12 protein-coding genes are annotated in these 15,746 nt (G+C 40.4%); 7 read left to right on the top strand and 5 right to left on the bottom strand.

Annotated features, from left to right (window positions below; translation table 11 throughout):
* Positions 1-192: 192 nt before the first annotated feature.
* Entirely contained in the window at positions 193-1,896 is a 1,704-nt protein-coding gene (locus tag PseudUWO311_RS09855; protein WP_142655082.1) for a ShlB/FhaC/HecB family hemolysin secretion/activation protein, read from the top strand.
* A 61-nt stretch (positions 1,897-1,957) separates the two neighbouring features.
* Here PseudUWO311_RS09855 and petD read toward each other — a convergent pair whose 3' ends face one another.
* Positions 1,958-2,443 (bottom strand): cytochrome b6-f complex subunit IV, encoded by a 486-nt coding sequence (gene petD, locus PseudUWO311_RS09850; RefSeq protein WP_094528536.1) that lies wholly within the window; start codon positions 2,441-2,443, stop codon positions 1,958-1,960.
* Between the two features lie 83 nt (positions 2,444-2,526).
* Positions 2,527-3,174 (bottom strand): cytochrome b6, encoded by a 648-nt coding sequence (gene petB / locus PseudUWO311_RS09845; protein ID WP_103668178.1) that lies wholly within the window; start codon positions 3,172-3,174, stop codon positions 2,527-2,529.
* 216 nt (positions 3,175-3,390) lie between these two features.
* Between petB and PseudUWO311_RS09840 the strand changes: the two genes are divergently transcribed.
* Together PseudUWO311_RS09840 and PseudUWO311_RS09835 are read left to right on the top strand one after the other, a co-directional pair.
* Complete coding sequence (locus tag PseudUWO311_RS09840) at positions 3,391-3,897, top strand: GNAT family N-acetyltransferase (protein WP_411729682.1); 507 nt, start codon at positions 3,391-3,393, stop codon at positions 3,895-3,897.
* A gap of 299 nt (positions 3,898-4,196) precedes the next feature.
* Positions 4,197-4,418, top strand: coding sequence for a hypothetical protein (locus PseudUWO311_RS09835; protein WP_142655080.1), 222 nt, complete (start codon positions 4,197-4,199; stop codon positions 4,416-4,418).
* Positions 4,419-4,435: 17 nt separating this feature from the next.
* Here the strand turns inward: PseudUWO311_RS09835 and PseudUWO311_RS09830 are convergent, their stop codons facing one another.
* Positions 4,436-4,771, bottom strand: coding sequence for a hypothetical protein (locus tag PseudUWO311_RS09830; protein WP_142655079.1), 336 nt, complete (start codon positions 4,769-4,771; stop codon positions 4,436-4,438).
* Between the two features lie 1,411 nt (positions 4,772-6,182).
* Here PseudUWO311_RS09830 and ilvC point away from each other — a divergent pair.
* Positions 6,183-7,178: a ketol-acid reductoisomerase gene (gene ilvC, locus PseudUWO311_RS09825; protein ID WP_142655078.1), complete on the top strand. Its 996-nt coding sequence runs from the start codon at positions 6,183-6,185 to the stop codon at positions 7,176-7,178.
* Between the two features lie 46 nt (positions 7,179-7,224).
* Here the strand turns inward: ilvC and mrdA are convergent, their stop codons facing one another.
* Positions 7,225-9,051, bottom strand: coding sequence for a penicillin-binding protein 2 (mrdA, locus tag PseudUWO311_RS09820; RefSeq protein WP_142655077.1), 1,827 nt, complete (start codon positions 9,049-9,051; stop codon positions 7,225-7,227).
* Positions 9,052-9,219: 168 nt separating this feature from the next.
* Between mrdA and PseudUWO311_RS09815 the strand changes: the two genes are divergently transcribed.
* Together PseudUWO311_RS09815 and PseudUWO311_RS09810 are read left to right on the top strand one after the other, a co-directional pair.
* The gene (locus PseudUWO311_RS09815) at positions 9,220-9,657 is read left to right on the top strand and encodes an ATP-binding protein (protein ID WP_142655076.1); all 438 of its coding nucleotides are present in this window, start codon (positions 9,220-9,222) and stop codon (positions 9,655-9,657) included.
* 337 nt (positions 9,658-9,994) lie between these two features.
* Positions 9,995-12,283: a RelA/SpoT family protein gene (locus tag PseudUWO311_RS09810; RefSeq protein WP_142655075.1), complete on the top strand. Its 2,289-nt coding sequence runs from the start codon at positions 9,995-9,997 to the stop codon at positions 12,281-12,283.
* An 18-nt stretch (positions 12,284-12,301) separates the two neighbouring features.
* On the opposite strand, the gene PseudUWO311_RS09805 is transcribed toward PseudUWO311_RS09810, so the two are convergent.
* On the bottom strand, positions 12,302-13,030 hold the full coding sequence (locus PseudUWO311_RS09805; RefSeq protein WP_142655074.1) for an ROK family protein: 729 nt from the start codon (positions 13,028-13,030) through the stop codon (positions 12,302-12,304).
* A gap of 166 nt (positions 13,031-13,196) precedes the next feature.
* On the opposite strand from PseudUWO311_RS09805, the gene PseudUWO311_RS09800 reads away from it, so the two are divergent.
* Positions 13,197-15,623, top strand: a complete 2,427-nt coding sequence (locus tag PseudUWO311_RS09800; protein ID WP_142655073.1) for an NACHT domain-containing protein — start codon at positions 13,197-13,199, stop codon at positions 15,621-15,623.
* The last annotated feature ends 123 nt before the right edge of the window (positions 15,624-15,746 follow it).

Genomic DNA, 15,746 nt, shown 5'->3' with positions numbered 1-15,746 from the left:
TTTAAAAGTAGTGCTTTGCACTACTTTTAAAAACTTTGGTTCTAATTCTTTTGATCATAAATTGCTGTAATTGTTGTGTATAGTAATGCGATCGCAATCTTAGGGCTACAAGATTTGAATAAGTTATCAATTTGAGGTGTGAAGGTGAATCAAAATTTGAAGAGTCTAATCCAAACAAGTAGCAAGATCATAATGGTCTCGCTACCAAGCCTACTTCTTAGTTGGATTGGATTGGCTAGCTACGCCCAAGTCCCTTCAATATCCTCCCCGCTAACCCGCCCCCCAGAATCTCTAGCACCAAAACTACCAACGAAGCCTGTGAGTCCAATTCTCAATCCTTCGCAATCATCACCTTCTACAAGTTCACAAGACAAGCCATTGCCACCTTCTGTAAATGAAGTCTTAATCCCAGTCAAGAGAATTGATATTTTAGGAAGTTCAATTCTCACATCAGCCGAAATTGAAATACTGATATTGCCACTCCAAAATAAATTGGTTGCACTCAGCCAATTGCAAGAAGTTGCCGATAAAATTACTCAAATCTATCAAGATCGCAACTATATTACTTCTCGCGCTGTCCTTGCACCACAGGATATCAAAGATGGCGTGGTCACAATTCAGGTCAGGGAAGGATCTTTAGAGCGAGTGGATGTCAAGAGATCGGGAGATGTGGCTGGCAGACTAAATGATAGCTATATCCGCGATCGCATTCTGCAAGCAGCATCAACACCTCTTAACTTTACGAGCTTAGAAGATGCTCTCCAATTATTGCGATCTGATCCTTTAATTGGGGATATTAGAGCTAATTTAACTACAGGTAGTCAACAAAATCAGAGCATTTTGCAAATCACGCTTAGCGAAGCAAAGTCCCTGAGTATTCGTCCATTTTTTGATAACTATGGCAATACTTCTACAGGTATCTATCGTGTTGGTGTAAATCTACAAGAACTTAACACCACAGGTATTGGGGACTCGCTTTTTGCAGGATATACCCGTTCTGGCAGCTCCGATGTTTATCAACTCAATTATCAATACCCGATTAATCCCCATGCTGGAACCCTAAGCTTTAACTTTTCCGCAGGTCAAAACCCGATTACTGAGAAGCCCTTTGATAGCTTAAATATTCTCACAGATTCGCAAACCTATGAATTAGCATACCGCCAACCTTTATTGCGATCGCCCCGTGAAGAGTTTACCCTTGGAGCCAGTATCGCTTTTGAGAATAGTGGCTCTTATTTTGGGAATCGATCATTTAATTTTCAAAATTTTAAGTTTGATGATGGGCGATCACAGTCCAGAGTTTTACGATTTAGTCAAGATTATTTAAACCGCGATCCAGATGGTGCTTGGGTATTGCGCTCTACTCTAAATCTGGGTCTAAATATTCTTGGAGCAACGATTCGCAATGATGGTTCACCTGATGGTAGATTTTTCTATTGGATTGGCCAGGTGCTGAGAGTTCAACGTCTTGGTAATGATAAAGATACCTTGGCGTTCTTTCGGCTCAATATGCAGTTTTCAAGAGATCAGTTACTGTCTCTTAATCGGTTTAGTATTGGCGGTCCTCAATCTATTCGTGGCTATCGCCAAAATCAACTGGCGGGTGATAGCGGGATTCAGGCTTCGGTAGAGTTGCAATTTCCTGTGGCGCGAGATGAAGAAGGATCATCCATTGTCAAGCTGTTACCTTTTGTGGAAGCTGGCACAATTTGGAATTCTTCAGGTATAAATTCGACAACTCAGTCATTGTTTGGTCTGGGCTTAGGTGCGACCTATCAACCACTTCGCAATCTAACCCTGCGTCTTGACTATGGTATTCCTTTAGTAAATGTCTCTAACTCAGGTAATAATTTGCAAGATTCAGGAATTTACTTCTCTGTAAACGCAAATTTTTAAATAATAAAAAGAAGGACAGCGCTTAGCACTGTCCTTCTTTTTGTTTAAATTGACGTGACGCTTAGAACAAGCCTAAAGTCAAAGACTTGTCAATTGGCATAGTTGAACCAATTCCTAGCCAAAGAGTAACAGCTGTACCAAACAGGAAAACAGCCATCGCTACAGGACGACGGAAAGGATTTTGGAACTTGTTTACATTCTCAATGAAAGGAATGAGAATCAACCCAACAGGAATCAAACTTTGTAGCAGTACTCCTAACAACTTATTAGGAACAATCCGCAAAATTTGGAATGCAGGATAAAGGAACCACTCAGGCAAAATTTCCAAAGGAGTTGCAAAAGGGTTAGCAGGCTCGCCGACCATCGTGGGGTCAAGCACAGCCAAACCAGTGATCAAAGCGATCGTGCCAGTAATTACAACGGGGAACATGTACAACAGGTCATTTGGCCAAGCTGGTTCGCCGTAGTAGTTGTGACCCATGTTTTTTTCCAACTTTGCACGCAAAATTGGATCATTTAAATCGGGGAGCTTCTCAGTCTTTGCCATTTTATTGCTCTATATTATTGCGTTATGATTTTCTAAAATTATCTAATAGGAAAATCCCAAAAGTGTTTCTAGGAAAAGAAACCTTACAAAGGACCAGAAATACCTTGTTTACGGATCATCAAGAAGTGAGCCAACATGAATACCGCAATTAGCCAAGGCAATACAAAGGTATGCAAGCTGTAGAAGCGGGTAAGAGTTGGTTGACCAACACTTTGACCACCGCGCAATAGCTCAACTAATGTTCCGCCAACAACGGGAATTGCATCAGGTACGCCAGATACTATCTTTACTGCCCAATATCCTACTTGATCCCAAGGTAAGGAGTAGCCTGTTACACCGAAGGTAACAGTGATTACAGCAAGGATTACGCCAGTAATCCAAGTCAATTCACGGGGTTTTTTGAAGCCGCCAGTTAAATAAACGCGGAAAACGTGCAAGATCATCATCAACACCATCATGCTTGCTGACCAACGATGGACTGAGCGGATCAACCAACCGAAGTTAACGTCGGTCATGATGTAGCGAACTGAGTCAAATGCTTCGGTTACGGATGGCTTGTAATAAAAGGTCATCGCGAAACCTGTCGCGAACTGAATCAGGAAGCAGGTGAGGGTGATGCCACCGAGACAGTAAAAAATATTGACGTGAGGGGGAACGTACTTACTAGTAACGTCCTCAGCGAGCGCCCCGACTTCAAGGCGATCGTTAAACCAATCGTAAACTTTACTCATGTAATTGAAAAACCCAAGATTGCTGAACTATTTAACAATTTTTTGATAGCTGTAATATATTTTAATGCTTTTGACAGATGTAAGCAAACTCAAACATAGTTTTTTAACAGCTTTTTTAAAATATACATAACGATTATGAACGATTTACCTGATAAATCTACCGACAAGGATAGCGATCGCGATCGCCCTGAAAGCAATAGCATCTCGATCCGCGAGATGAATATCGATGATATTGCACCGATTTTTCACTTAGGCGAACAATTATTTACTAGCGATCTCTATCCATATCTCTACCGCACATGGGACGAGTGGGAGGTGATCGGCATGTATAACACCGATTCTGAATATTGCTTGGTTGCCGAGGTCGATGATCAACTAGCAGGATTTATTCTCGGCACAATCATCATTAAGGCTTCATGGAAATATGGATATATTACTTGGCTAGGCATTAGCCCAAATTTTCAGCGTCGAGGTATCGCCGATCGCCTAGTCGATAAAATCGTTGAGCGGATGATCGAGGATAATGTCAGGTTTATGCTCGTGGATACCGATCCTGCCAATACGCCAGCGATTAATTTCTTTACCCGCAAAGGTTTTGGTAATGCCAGAGAACATGTTTTCTTGTCGCTAAATCTGGCTAAACATGAATATTACGGCAGGCTCATTAATTACGAACGCGATAAAGCAGATCGCAATCGTCCACGCTTACGCCGCCGCACTTAGATTAAACCCAACAATGAACATCTTTAACCCTAACTATAAAAGAGAAAGGCGATTTTTGATAAAAGTACAGTAATCAATGTTAAGCTAATTAACAGTGCAAAAATAACAGTCCGCAGGGATATTACAATATGTTTAACAACTACTCATAGTAGTAAAATCACCATAAAATCTGCATTTGCACTATATCTGTGTTATTTAATACCCATTCATTTGCATCTATTACATATATTTTTGCAAGGTTGCAGCCACACATATCTTTGGATTGCATAGCTTTTTTTTTAACTTACTAAGGTCTTGTTATGCCTAATAAATCACCTAAACGAACAAGAGTGCAAGGAAGACGAAGTGATCCAGAATATGCACAGGTAGGAGCATATGTACCTAGAAAACTTCATACGCAGGTTAAGATTCAATTGCTAAATCAGAAAAAAGATTTCTCGGAGCTCATTGAAGAGCTTCTTGAAGATTGGATTCAACCGTTACTGAATAAAAAAAATGGCTTACCAGAAGGCAAGCCATAAAATCTCTTTGCACACTATTAACTTTGAATGTGTTGAGAAGTGCTAGCCTTAGGTCTTTTGGAGTCGTCCGTAGCACTTGGTTTTATAAAGTAAAAAGTAAGGAGTACTGTAGCCAAAATAGCGAAAAGAGCAACAGCAGTAAAGGAGAAAATATTTCCATTTCCCACCTCTCCTCCACTTCGCGTCCGAGGCGTTCCAATAGGAATACGCTCGATACGTCGAATCTGGAGATGCTTGATTTCAGCAATAAAGCTAAACTCATCAAAAAACACGGACTCGCCATTCTCTAAGATTATACAAATAATTTCACGATTGGGCGGGATTCCATCTTGAATTATTGGAACACGATTCATGGGTAAACTCTCCCTAAAAAAATTAAATTGATTTTGAGGTTTTATCTACCAATTAATTCGCTATTGCGTTATATCAAGAAGATATGCTTCAATAAGCAAATGTGATTAGTTTATTTCCATCAATTGCCGTTGATGTATTTTTTAGATAGAACGCTTAATTGCTTAACCACTTAAATAATAGCTCAAGATCCGCTCTGTATGCTGGTTTTGGGCTATTACATTAGTTTTGCAATTATTGATAAAGTTTTAACTTGTTATCTTTTTGATTCAATACAGTAGAGATATTGCAAACAAAAAAAATCGACAAACCAAAATCCAGAACGATTTTGCGCCATTTCAGCACCTAGGCAAAACGTTAAGAATTGTAAAGCCAAATTAATGTAAAGGTTTCGGAACCGTCAAACTTGAAATCCATATCAAAAACTCTATGCTTCCCTGGGAAGCATAGAGTTTTTGATTATTTTTTATTGAAGTTTAAACTACAGCTACGAAAAATTTATAAGAAGAAGACTGTAAAATCTAGGGTCTATCATTCTTTATACGCTAATGTTCATGCTGAATATTTTCTTAATCGTTTAGTCATACGCTAACGCCGAAAGATCGTTAAAATTCATTTTGGTTAGCATACTAAAGTCAATAACGCCAAAATCTATTAGTGATGACCGAATGATTAAAAGAATGGATAAATGCAATTACTGAAGTTATTTTAATTAGAACTGCTGTGAAATATTGACTAAAATCACCGCCCCACTCACTCAAGCCAGCTAATGAAGACTTTGTGGGATTATTACACAATAAATCTAGTGACTCCTATTATTTGGGTTCGTGCCATTGTGTTGCTTTTGCGGGTAGTTAGGAAAAACATCTAAAACTTCATACTGCCTCGTACCGCCAGCCACTATGATAGCTCGATTTAATGCTCTCACTATCTTTACTAGTGAAGTTGGCGCTGGGGTCTCCTTTCCATTTGCGGTTCTATTAATTGTTGCAATGCATAATGGGCAACCACCATGCGTTTTCAATTCTGACTGCTTTAAGCCTTCATCTTGAAGAATTGTTTTTAAGTTGTTGGTTGCCATTGATTTAGCAGGAAATTCATTCGACACCTAATAATGTCAAACATTATCAAAAAAGTCAAACATTATCAAAGAAAGTCTATAAATGTTGCAAATTCTTTCTCGCCACAAATAAAAAACCTAAAATAAAATCTTCCTAAAATATTTGGAGATACCAATCTGAAGCCACGAAATATATTTACCGTGCTATTAGGAATAGCACGGTAAATATATTTTAAGAGGTGCGACGATTTTTGTTAGACTAGGAAAAGTGTTTGAAGGCAATTGACAATAAATCTTCCAAACTACATCTAAAAACTACTCACCCAATCTTTTGTCTCGGAGATAACCACACTATGGCTCGGATGTACTACGACACGGACGCAAATCTTGAATTTCTAGCAGGTAAGACAGTTGCAATTATCGGCTACGGTTCTCAGGGTCACGCCCATGCCCTTAACCTAAAAGAAAGCGGCGTGGATGTCATCGTGGGGTTATATCAAGGCAGTCCCTCATGGCAAAAAGCAGAATCAGAAGGTCTCACCGTTAAGACTGTTGCAGACGCATCGGCTGCTGCTGACCTAATCATGATTTTATTGCCTGACGAAACTCAAAAAGCAATTTATGCTACCGAAATTGCTCCAAATCTTAAAGCTGGAGATACTCTAGCTTTTGCACATGGTTTTAATATTCACTTCGCTCAAGTTGTCCCCCCTGCGGATGTCGATGTGATCATGGTTGCACCTAAAGGGCCTGGTCATTTGGTCCGTCGCACCTATACTCAAGGTCAAGGTGTTCCTGCTTTATTCGCTGTGTATCAAGATGCCACTGGACATGCACGCGATCGCGCAATGGCTTATGCCAAGGGTATCGGTGGTACACGCGGCGGTGTTCTCGAAACTACTTTCCGTGAAGAGACTGAAACCGATCTATTCGGCGAACAAGCTGTACTTTGCGGCGGCTTATGTGCGCTTATCAAGGCAGGCTTTGAGACCCTCGTAGAAGCTGGCTATCAGCCCGAACTCGCTTACTTCGAGTGCTTACATGAAGTAAAGCTGATCGTGGACTTGGTTGTTGAAGGTGGTATGTCGAATATGCGCTATAGCATCTCGAATACGGCTGAATATGGCGATTACACACGCGGTCCTCGTGTGGTTAATGAACAGACTAAGATCGAAATGAAGAAAATTCTTTCGGAAATTCAATCTGGTCAATTTGCCCGTGAGTTTGTTCTCGAAAATCAAGCTGGTAAACCTGGATTCACCGCAATGCGTCGTCAAGAAGCAGAGCATCAGATTGAGTCCGTCGGTAAAGATCTCCGCGCTATGTTTAGCTGGTTGAAGAAGATCTAGTCTCATCAATTAAATAAAAAAGCGGCACTTTGTGCCGCTTTTTTATTTAATTAGTCTCCGCAGATACTGGCGGATTATTTGTTGGATTGGGCTTATTCTTAATTTGCATATAAGCCTCAATCGTCTGCACCGCCAAAGGAGCTGCAACTGCGCTACCACCACCGCCACCAGCATTCTCCGCAAAAACTGTCACCACAATTTCTGGCTTCTCATAGGGCGCGTATACCGTAAACCATGCATGGTTGGGTCTGGGCGGATCTTGGGCAGTGCCAGATTTACCAGCCATCGCTATTTCCGATGAATTTAGCGCTGCGGCTGTACCGAACTCAAATACAGATCTTAAAGCCTTTTGCAATGCTGCCAAATTTGATGGCGATATATTCAGAGATTGTCGCCACTCCCTTGCATCATTGTCTTCCAAGAGCAAATGGGGTCTAATTTTAAATCCACCATTAGCAACAGAAGCAGTCATCATCGAAACTTGCACAAGATTGGCTTGCACATCACCTTGTCCAATTGACATATTCAGAGTATTGCCAACATACCAAGGCTCTCCAATTACTCTCTTCTTCCATTCTTCGTCTGGAACCGTACCTTTGGTCTCTTCCTCTTTAATTTCAATGCCTGAATATTCTCCATAACCAAATTTATGCGACCATGCGGCAAGATCTTTTTCGCCCACACGCATACCTACCTGCCCAAAGAAAGTATTGCTGCTATATGCCATCGCCTCATAAAAACTAATTGTGCCAAATCCTGCTTTGTTGTGATCCCAAAATTGAAACCCGCCTATATCAAGATAGGGGTATGTGGCTAGCACATCATTTATGCCGAATTTTTTAGTTTCTAAACCTGCGGTCATTGTCACAACCTTAAAAGTACTAGCAGGGGGGTATACCTGTAAAACCCTATTGACAAAGGGATGGTCTTTTTCTTGCAGTCGTTTCCATGTTGCGTCAGAAATCTTGCCTGAAAATAGATTGGGATCAAAGGCAGGATGGCTAACCATGGCGAGTATTTCCCCATTATTAGGATTCATCGCGATAATACCGCCTTGTTGCTCACCTAAAATCTTTTCTACTGCTTTTTCTAAATCTGCGTCAATTGTCATTTTGACAGCGTTACCTGCTTTTGGTGGTTTCTGACCTAAAATTCGCAGTACTTTTCCAAAAGCATCGACTTCTACTTGCTGACCGCCCCATTCGCCCCGCAGCTGATTTTCAAAGGCATATTCTACTCCTGCTTTACCGATCACATCCCCAGGGCGGTAACCTTTTTCGCGCAATTTGGGTAGCTCTTCGGCAGTTAATTCTCCTGTATAGCCCAACACATGAGCTGCGACATCACCACTGGGGTAATAGCGTACGGCTTCTGCCTCAACTTTTACCCCTGGTAATTCGAGGCTATGCTCTGAGAGAACGGTCACCAGTTTGGGACTAATCGACGTAGAAACTCGGACTAGGCTTGGGGAGTTATAGCCTTCTTGCTCCAGCTTATCGGTAATCGTCTGAGCCGAAACGCCAATTAGCCCAGCTAAACGATTAATAATTGGCTGCCATTTGTCCTTAGGTTGAGCGATCGGCCATAGATAAATTACATGCGCTAAGCGGCTTGAAGCTAAAATATTACCTTTGCGATCAAACAGACGGCCTCTTTCAGGGGGTTTAGCAATTAATCTGATCCGATTATTCTCCGCAAGTTGCTGATTACGATCGCCTTCAATCAATTGCAAGTAAAAAAGTCGTCCACCTAAAATCCCAATTAGCACCAATACGCTTAGCAAAAATAAAATAGCCGCACGCATCCCTTTTCCCATCGTGCGGGTATTTTCAGTGGGATTAAAAGGTGAGATTTGTCGTTGCGTAAAAGTCATATTGCTAAGGAAAGATTTTAAGAAGGATTTTTTCGCTAGAATAATAGATAGATCTATTGTATGGCGATCGTGAATTTAATTAATTCCATTGCAAGTTTAGTGGACATTTTTGTGGTTCACAAAGCACAAAAGCAAGCTGCAGCCGTCTTTCAGAGGAGTTAAAAGTCCGTGATTGTGACACCGGTGCGTCCTGTAGGGCGAAAGTGGAGAAATATTAGTTTTACTTCAACCCTCTATCTTGCCCCAGTACTAGAACTGTTGCTTGACGAAGTACCGTCAGAATGGCAGCCAGAATTACGTTTGGGTTTGCAAGAAGCGTTAGTTAATGCCGTAAAACATGGAAATTCTCTCGATCCATGCAAGCAAATCACTGTTAAATTTTCAATAGTTTCGCAAACTTATTGGTGGGTAATCACTGATCAGGGAAGCGATCTGCAATCCTCTGGCGGCTCAAAAGATGATCCCACGCCATGCCATGACTTGGAATGTGGCAGAGGCTTTTACATATTACGCAAGATTTTTGAGCATGTGCATTGGGATATTGGTACGCATCGTTTGACTTTGTGCAAACGGATTGATCGATCAAGTAAACCAATAATTTTTTAGTCTTATTATATCAATATTTAGAATTTGGAGAATGCTTCGCCTTCTCACGATAAATTTTTTACTACATTTAAATAGCTAAGCGCAATTAAATATGAAACCCCAGCAACTGTAACTCTCGCTCATCGGGAGGTACATATGCTGGCTCAGTAATTCAAGGTTGGTTTTCTTGAAAGCCTACATGCTAAGAAAAAACGAGATTGGTTTCGTAAGTAGAATTGCTGATGATAAATATGAGAATTTGTTTTCCTAAAGACAAAATCGTATATTTAATAACATAAAGTTTAAGATAAGGTTATGCAGATCTTAATAACTTCTTTGCTAGGGCGAAATTAAACGTATGACTCCGATGACATTATTAGCTGAAGCTCCAGTAGAACGTTTAGGTCATCCGATTGATGATGAGATAGCTTGCGTCAATGTGCGGGAATGTAATGCGGTAGTAGATGCGTGGATTCCAGATTGGCTGAGAGTTAGTTGGGAGAAATCGCAAAGAGGGGAAAGTCTAGATAATGAAGATGTCGTTGGTCGAGCCTTAGATTTTGCCTATAGACTTCATGATGGTCAATGCCGTGCATCGGGAGAGCCTTACATATTACATCCGATTTCAGTTGCCGCAATTCTGAAAGATTTAGGTGGCAGCAATGCGATGATCGCCGCAGGGTTTTTGCATGATGTGGTGGAAGATACGGAGGTATCTTGTGATCAGATCGAAGAAATGTTTGGGAAAGAAGTACGACAACTTGTTGAAGGGGTCACCAAATTATCGAAACTGAGTTTTGAGAGTAAAACAGAAAGCCAAGCCGAAAATTTTCGCCGCATGTTTTTAGCAATGGCTCAAGATATTCGCGTGATTATCGTGAAGCTTGCCGATCGACTGCACAATATGCGAACGCTGGAACATTTGCGTCCTGAGAAACAAGTATTAATTTCTAGAGAAACGAGAGAGATTTTTGCACCTTTGGCAAATCGTCTGGGGTTAGGGCAAATCAAATGGGAATTGGAAGATATTGCTTTTAAATATATTGAGCCAGATCAGTATCAAACGATGGTGTCTCTGGTTGCCGAGACCCATGAGGATCGCCACGAACAGTTGACGGAGGTGACAAGGGTATTAGCCGATCGCCTAAATTCAATGGGACTTGAAGATTTTGAAATTAGTGGTAGACCGAAGCATCTGTATGGCATCTATCGCAAAATGGAACGCCAAAAGAAGCAATACAATGAAATTTATGACATTCAAGCCGTTAGAGTAATCGTCAATACCAAAGAAGAATGCTATCGAGTTCTAGCTGTTGTCCACGATCATTTCTGTCCGATTCCTGGTCGGTTTAAAGATTACATTGGTTTACCTAAACCGAACCGCTATCAATCATTGCATACAGCGGTGATTGGGCCAAAAGGTCAACCTGTTGAGGTACAGATTCGCACATGGGAAATGCATCACATCGCAGACTATGGGATTGCGGCGCATTGGAAATATAAAGAGAGTAATTCGACTAGCAAGCCACTGAAGGGGGATGAACAAAAATTTACTTGGCTGCGGCAGTTGGTGGAATGGCAACGTGAACTGAAAGATCCTCAAGAGTATCTTGATAGCGTCAAGGAAGATTTATTTGATAGCGAGGTTTATGTCTTTAGTCCCAAAGGCGATGTGTATTGCTTGCCACGAGGCTCAACACCAGTAGATTTTGCCTATCGTGTGCATACCGAAGTTGGCAACCACTGCTCTGGAGCATTGGTAAATAGCGTGATGGTTCCATTACAGCGTCCACTTAAACATGGTGATATTGTCACGATCCTTACTCAAAACAATGCTCACCCTAGTACTGACTGGATTAATTTTGTAGCGACTAATTCGGCGAAAAGTAGAATTCGACAATGGTTTAAGCGATCGCGCCGTGATGAAAATCTCGCATTAGGTCGCAGTGCGTTAGAAAGAGAATTGGGCAAAAACGGATTAGATGCTTTGCTCAAATCTGACCAAATGCAAAAACTTGCCGAGCGCTGCAATTATCACAATGTTGAAGATTTAATAGCAGGTATTGGCTATGGTGAAACTTCAGTTAATTCTGTAGTTAACAAACTGCGTGAGAATCAACACAATGATCGTTATTTCAATCCCCAAAAGTATGAAGCACGTCATGAAAGCCCCCATCATAGTAATAACTCTAAGTCGCCAATTTTAGGGTTAGAGGGTATGGTTTACTCGATCGCAGGTTGTTGTGCTCCACTTCCAGGAGAGCCGATCACAGGTGTAGTCGCTTTAGGTAGCAATCGTGGGATCACGATTCACCGTCATGATTGCAATAACTTAGCGAATATCCCTAACGATCGCCTGTTGCATGTGGGTTGGAATCAGCAAAAGGAAAATGATCATGTTCAAACCTATCCCATTGATATTCGGGTGGAAACAATTGATCGTGTGGGCGTACTTCGAGATATTTTGACTCGTCTATCGGATAACAAAATTAATGTCCGCAAGGCAAATGTGCAGACCAAAAAAGGTAAGGCAGCAATTATTGATTTGAGTATTGATATTAGCGATCGCCACCAATTTGATCGGGTTTGCAATCAAATCAATAAAATGTGTGACACCCTCTCTGTTTCGCGCCTTGTCGCTGAGTAATAGAAAAAATCTACTCCCTTAGGGAGCAGATTTTTTCTTTTCACTAGATTTCCACAGAGCTAGACCGCCGATTAGACCAAAATCATTGGAGACGATCGCAACTTTGTCAGATAACTTTGGCGATAAAGCCAAATTCACTAAGCGAGCATTGCCGCCACCGATATAAAGTTTGTCGTAATTAAATAATTTATAGAGCGTTGCAATCACTTCTAATAATCTGGTATTCCATATTGCCTCACCAACTTGATCAAGCGCCACTTGCCCTAAACAATCTTCGTAAGTATGGCTATCACGCCAAATATGTTGACCAAGTTCCAGATTTGGCAACAGCTTACCATTGAGAAATAGTGAAGACCCAAAGCCAGTTCCTAGAGTAATTACTAACTCTACACCTTGTCCTACGACCGACCCACAACCTTGCACATCAGCATCATTAGCAATTCTGATCGGTTTATCTAATTTATTTTGCAATACCTCAGCTAACGGAAAGCCATCCCAGTCAGGATGTAAATTAATCGCGTCTCTAGTCACCCCATTTTCGACAACACTAGGAAATCCAATCGAAATGCGATCATATTCACCCAGTTTTGTACTCAAGTCGATTAATGTTGCCACTATGGCATCAGGAGTGGCGGGATGGGGCGTACGAATAAGCGATCTCGCTGAGGCGTTAGTACCATCGTCTTGCAATATGATTGCTTTGATACTACTTCCACCCACATCAATCGCTAATGTTAACAGACTCACAGTATATAAACTTCTCGTAGTAGATAATAGAATTGATTAAAGTAAGTTTTTCTCAAAATCAATATTGGCATTTTAAGCGCCTGAGGCACTTAAAATGCCAATATTGATTTCTTATTAATATTGCTGGCAAATTTTTGTTGAAGTAGGTAAAAGAGGAATTAAGACTATGGCTACAGCCTTAATGCTAAGAGCGCCTTCAGATATTCTTAGTAAAGCGCAAAATGAACTCTCTCTTAGAGGTTCCAATCCTCTCCAGTTAGCCTCTGAGCTTAGTCTTGCGGTTCAACTGGTCGAGAATTTCCTCAATGGAGAAATCGTCGATCGCAATACCTATAACTTGATTTGTGAGAACCTAAACATTGCTATAAATTCAATTCAGGATCTATCGTTAGAAAAGTCTATAGAAAACAAAGACGACTCAAATCTGCAATCATCTAATCTTAATACAGCAAACAATGACAATATTATTAACAACAATATTCCATCAAAGGTAAATCAAGACGATAATAATATCATAGAAAAAATCACTCAAAGTTTAAGTGATGGTTTATCCATCAGTGGGGAAATTAGTCTTGATAAATCGTTGCAGAAAATCCAAAAAAGTATATCGCCTTCGTTAATACGTCAATGCGATCGCCTCAGAATAATTGATGTTAATACGCCACTTCATTTGCATGATTTATATACTGAGATTAATGTTTTTACCATTTTACCCAGTAGTCAACATCTTGATCTAGATGAAGCTTTTGCTAATGTATCTCCTGAGCAATATGATCGCTTTTATCTAGCCAAAATTTGCCCATCGACAATTCCAGCAAATCAGGCTATAGAGGAATCCCAACAAATTTTGCTAGTGGGTGGTTTAGGTTCAGGAAAGACAACATTACTTAAATATTGGGCAATGGCTTGCATCTCAGGAAAAATTTTGCCGAAATATTTGCCTATTTTTTTGCCACTGCGATCGCTTGTTTCTCTCAAGGATATCGGTAACCCATTCTTATGGTTAAAGCATCAAATTATTAACTATGGTTTGTTAGATGAATTTTTGGATAGCACAGTCTTAGAACAATTATTAAATCAAGGACGATTGTTATTACTTTGGGATGGGTTAGATGACCTGCCAGAAATTTATCACGCAGAAATTGCACAAAAAATTTCTGACTTTAGCGATCTCTATCCTAAAAATCGAACAGTTCTCGCTACGCGCAATCCAATCTATGGTCATATTCTCGAATCGTTTTCGACATTGGAAATAGCTCCTTTTGAAGAAACACAAATCGCTACATTTGCAAATAAATGGTTTCTAGCTACTTGCTCTCAAAATCCGAAAAAAAATGAGAAGTTTCAACAATTGCTTGCCACAAATCAACCCTTAGCCGAGATTGCTAGAAACCCTTTACTACTCACCTATCTTTGTACTGTCTTTAACAACTGTGATTCTCTAAAAACAAACTTTTATCAGGAAATCTTAAATCTACTATTGACCAAATGGGAGCAAACTAAATGTTTACCTAGTTCATCAAATCAAACGTTATCAACTTCTCAAAAACTAGATTTACTCTCCTATGTGGCGATCGTGTCACTCGATCGGCATGGTTATGTGTGGCAAAACAATCAACTTGAGGAAGACTTTCAAGCTTGTATAGTAGCTAGTCGCAACTTATCTAAATTAGCGATCGATTATGAACGGATTTTCCAGATTCTCAAGTGGCAACATAGCCTATTGGTTGAATGTGCAAAAGGAATTTACTCACTCACCCACACTACTCTGCATGACTATCTTGCTGCCTATCGGATTGCTAACAGCAATCCCACTGCTGCCCAAAATTATCTTCTAGAGCGGATATATCTTAAGCGTTGGCATGGTGTGATCGTGATGACCGTCAGCATTTCTCAACAAGCTGATCGCATGTTGAAGATGATGAAACGAAAAATAGATGACTTGGTAAGTCAAGATCCTCAATTGCAGTCATTTCTGACATGGGTTAATCAACAGTCAATTCAACTTCAAACCCCATATAAATCGGTAGCGATTCGGGCTTTATATCTAGATATTGATTTAGAAAATACGCGATCGCTCGACCGCGCTCGGGCTCTAGACATCGCCCATTCTCGCTCTTTGGAGCGAGCCCGCACCAAAGCAATGGGTATAGACAATACGATGGAAACTGAGGTAGACATAGATTACACTATTAATCTAGCTTTAAATCTTGACTTAGCTTTATATTTTGCTAATCACCCTGTTATAGAGCTTGCTTGTGCCCTTGAGCCAGATCTACATAGAGGATTACAGTTTTTACGTCAGAAATTTCCTGATCCTAATAAAAGTCGAGAAACTTTTGCAAAGTGGTGGCAAGCTAAGGGCTTAGATTGGTCAAAAAAATTACGAAACTTAATCGTTCAGCATCGTAAAAGTTCCCAAGAATGGCAATTCAGTGAAAATCAACTTAATTTGTTACGCACATATCATGATGCTAATAAGCTTTTGATCGAATGTCTAAATAATGCTGAATATGTCAGCCCATTAGTCAAGAGTCAAATCGAATCAACATTGCTACTACCTCAAGGCGAGTACAGCATATTGCAGTATTAAAAAAGCGGCGCTTTGCGCCGCTACTATTTTTGGTTTTATAAGTAAAGAATTTGAATTGCTAACTATAGCTATGTATAAAAGTAGAAACTACACTTTATGCAGTTTCTACTTTTGTAGTTTTGT

Source organism: Pseudanabaena sp. UWO311, from assembly GCF_006937785.1.
Lineage (GTDB): Bacteria > Cyanobacteriota > Cyanobacteriia > Pseudanabaenales > Pseudanabaenaceae > Pseudanabaena.
The sequence above is the reverse complement of the archived record's forward strand: the minus strand, read 5'-3'. Positions and strand labels throughout refer to the sequence as shown.

What these genes read in the sequence shown, in the direction of transcription:
- PseudUWO311_RS09855 (WP_142655082.1), top strand. Translation starts at nt 193, where the DNA reads ATGGTCTCGCTACCAAGCCTACTTCTTAGTTGGATTGGATTGGCTAGC.
- mrdA (WP_142655077.1), bottom strand. Translation starts at nt 9,051, where the DNA reads ATGACTTTTACGCAACGACAAATCTCACCTTTTAATCCCACTGAAAAT.
- PseudUWO311_RS09800 (WP_142655073.1), top strand. Translation starts at nt 13,197, where the DNA reads ATGGCTACAGCCTTAATGCTAAGAGCGCCTTCAGATATTCTTAGTAAA.
- petB (WP_103668178.1), bottom strand. Translation starts at nt 3,174, where the DNA reads ATGAGTAAAGTTTACGATTGGTTTAACGATCGCCTTGAAGTCGGGGCG.
- PseudUWO311_RS09835 (WP_142655080.1), top strand. Translation starts at nt 4,197, where the DNA reads ATGCCTAATAAATCACCTAAACGAACAAGAGTGCAAGGAAGACGAAGT.
- PseudUWO311_RS09830 (WP_142655079.1), bottom strand. Translation starts at nt 4,771, where the DNA reads ATGAATCGTGTTCCAATAATTCAAGATGGAATCCCGCCCAATCGTGAA.
- PseudUWO311_RS09810 (WP_142655075.1), top strand. Translation starts at nt 9,995, where the DNA reads ATGACTCCGATGACATTATTAGCTGAAGCTCCAGTAGAACGTTTAGGT.
- petD (WP_094528536.1), bottom strand. Translation starts at nt 2,443, where the DNA reads ATGGCAAAGACTGAGAAGCTCCCCGATTTAAATGATCCAATTTTGCGT.
- ilvC (WP_142655078.1), top strand. Translation starts at nt 6,183, where the DNA reads ATGGCTCGGATGTACTACGACACGGACGCAAATCTTGAATTTCTAGCA.
- PseudUWO311_RS09840 (WP_411729682.1), top strand. Translation starts at nt 3,391, where the DNA reads ATGAATATCGATGATATTGCACCGATTTTTCACTTAGGCGAACAATTA.